This is a genomic window from Oleiphilus sp. HI0079 (assembly GCF_001635105.1).
Window position 1 is genome coordinate 1 of the sequence record NZ_LWFT01000611.1, and the last position, 3082, is coordinate 3082.

Consider the following 3082-nt stretch of genomic DNA (forward strand, 5'->3'; position numbering starts at 1 on the left):
GTGGTCTCGAATCCTGAGTTTTTGAAAGAGGGCGCTGCCGTCGGTGATTTTATGAAGCCGGATCGCATCGTTGTGGGTATTTCTAAAGCCTCTTCTGAGGCGCCAATGCGAGAACTCTACGCACCGTTTAATCGAAACCATGACAAAATTTTGTTTATGGATGTCCGTTCCGCTGAGTTGACGAAGTATGCTGCGAACGCGATGTTGGCGACTAAGATCAGCTTTATGAACGAAATGGCGAACCTTGCAGAGCGCTTAGAGGCCGATATCGAGTCAGTTCGTTTGGGCATTGGTTCAGATCCGCGCATTGGTTTTCAGTTTATCTATCCCGGTGCGGGTTATGGTGGTTCTTGTTTTCCGAAAGATGTGCAGGCTTTGACGCGAATTGCGCGTGACGTAGGCTATGAAGCTGAGCTAGTGCAATCGGTTGAGAACGTGAACAATCGCCAGAAGCATCGTTTGTTTGAGAAGCTGAGTGCGCATTTTGATGGTGATTTAGCCGGCAAGACCATTGCTGTTTGGGGCTTGGCTTTTAAACCTGAAACGGATGATATGCGCGAAGCGCCCTCACGCTGTTTAATGGAAGCGCTTTGGGCGGCTGGTGCAAAAGTAAAAGCGTATGACCCAGAAGCAAGCGAAGAATGTACTCGCATTTATGGTGAGCGTGACGATCTTGCGTTGTTGGGCTCTAAAGAGGCTGCGATTGAGGGCGCGGAGGCGCTTGTCATTTGTACAGAATGGAAAAACTTTAGAGCGATGGATTACGAGGCCGTGAAGCAAAAACTTGTTAACCCGGTGATTGTTGATGGGCGTAACTTGTATGACCCTGCTATCGTTAAAAGTTATGGATTTACATACTACGCCATAGGCCGTAAATAAGGAGTGGACTAGCCCCGCTCCGTGCATTCCGGATAGTATTGCGCTGTCCGGAATGGCGATATAGTAAAATCAAAAAACAATAAGTGAGAAAGTGGTTTGAGCAAAAATATCCGATGGCACGACCATCAAATTCAGCGTGATCAGCGCGCTACTCAAAAGCGGCAAAAGCCCTGTATGATTTGGTTTACAGGTTTAAGTGGTGCTGGTAAATCAACGGTTGCGAACGCCCTTGATGAGCTGTTGTTTTCTCATGACAAGCACACTTATTTGCTAGATGGCGATAACGTTCGCCATGGTCTAAATCGGGATCTGGGCTTTTCAGACCAAGAGCGAGTTGAGAATATTCGTCGAATTGGCGAGGTGGGCCACTTATTTGTAGATGCCGGCTTAATCGTGCTTTCTGCTTTTATCTCTCCTTTTCGCTCGGACCGTCAAATGGTGCGTACTTTGTTCCCGGTTGGTGAGTTTATCGAAGTGTATGTCGCGACGGATCTGAGTGTATGTGAAGACCGCGACCCAAAAGGCTTGTACAAAAAAGCGCGCCAGGGTCAGATTAAGAACTTTACAGGCATAGACTCTGCTTACGAAGCTCCGGATTCGGCCGAAATCGTCATTAATGCGGGTGCGCTTTCAGTTGAAGAATGTGCGCAGAAAATTTATTCATACCTGAAAACGCATGGTTACATTTAAAGAGCGCTGCGGCGAAAAGGAAAGCTAGTCGAAAGCTGTTCTTGGAGTTTGGTTTTTGGCTAGATCTTAATTATCACTCTCGATTAGAGTAGAGTATCGAGCGAATTAAAAATTATAAGGGTTACGCTCAGGTTTGATTGAGCAGGGCAGAAAAGAACACAACAAATAAAGAACTCATCAAGGTTGAACATGGAAAGCATTAGCAGCATAAGTCGTCGTTTTACCAAACTCAAATTGGTCAGCACTGTATCCGCGGCATTGTTATTGGCGGCCTGCGGTGGCGATGACACCGATACGGAATATCAAAATCACTTGGATCGAGCCAAAGCCTATCAAGGTCAAGGGCAGTATAAAGCGGCGATGATCGAATACAGAAATGCGGCTAAAAAGTCTGGCGGCAACCCGGAAGTAATGATTGAGTTCGCTGATGTGATGAATGAGGTTGGCGATCATCGAAATGCTCGTGCCTATCTCGAGGCGATTCCTAACGAAAGCTCCGAAGCCTACCTTTTGGAGCTCGCTGAGACTTATATCGCGCTTGGTAAATTTCAGTCTGCAGATAGCGCTCTAGAGAAACTCACCGAACCTACACGCGAAAAAATGTTGCTCGAAGCTGAGATTCTTTCTAAGCGAGGGAAGTTGGAAGAATCGCGCGCGGTTTATAGCAAGTTAGCTGCAAACAACGCTTCGGATGGTAAAGCGATGATCGGTCTGGCAACGATCGATGCAGTTGAGGGCAATATGTCTTCGGCTTTGGAACGGATCAACAAGGTTTCTGAATCTGAGCAGGTCTACGCTAAGGCTCAGTTGCTCAAAGCGGGCATCCAAATTTCAGAAAATGATCTTGAGGGGGCAGAAGGTACCTTGAGCCAACTACTCTCTGTGCTGCCGACAACGGATCAAATGATGCCTGATCGAGTGCTTACACTTGAGCGCTTGTCCTATGTGCTAACGCGTTTGGGCCGTTCGAACGAGGCGTATATTTATACCAAGCTTCTGTCTGAAGCTTTCCCCGGGGCGACGGAGGCGAATGATAGTTTTCAGGAGGCGATGAAAGATTTTGAAGAGAATCGCCTAGACGAGGCCAAAGAGAAGCTTGTTGCTCTTGTGGAGAGATACCCGGGCCACGTGCGTTCACGGCAGGTGCTTGGCATCATCAGTTACATGCAGGGTGATGCGGAGGCCGCAGCTCGTTACCTTGGTGACGTGGTTGATCCCGAAACGTCGAGTCCACTTGCAACGCAAGTTTACATGGCGACCAATTTGAAGCTGAACGAGCCCAAACGCGTGCTTGAAGCGTTAGAGCCTACGATTGATCAGCAAACATCTGTCGAGATACTGGCGCTTTATGGTTTGGCTGCCGTCTCGGACGGGCAGTACGATAAAGGCGAGGCCGCCATTATCAAGGCCGCAGGTTTGGCTCCAAAGAATGTCCGTCTGCAGCTCGCGCTCGCGAGTTTTTATCGTAGCACGCCAAATGCCGACCGGAACAAGGAGTTGCCTCATCTTCAAA

General features: G+C 48.3%; 3 protein-coding genes. All 3 read left to right on the forward strand.

The features are described 5' to 3' along the window. The coding region (locus A3750_RS10830) for a UDP-glucose/GDP-mannose dehydrogenase family protein (protein WP_156498516.1) at positions 1-879 on the forward strand (879 nt) is incomplete at its 5' end. Positions 880-975: 96 nt separating this feature from the next. Next, the gene (cysC, locus tag A3750_RS10835) at positions 976-1569 is read left to right on the forward strand and encodes an adenylyl-sulfate kinase (RefSeq protein ID WP_068548263.1); all 594 of its coding nucleotides are present in this window, start codon (positions 976-978) and stop codon (positions 1567-1569) included. A 189-nt stretch (positions 1570-1758) separates the two neighbouring features. Further along, a partial coding sequence (locus A3750_RS10840; RefSeq protein WP_156498517.1) for a tetratricopeptide repeat protein occupies positions 1759-3082 on the forward strand: 1324 nt, incomplete at its 3' end.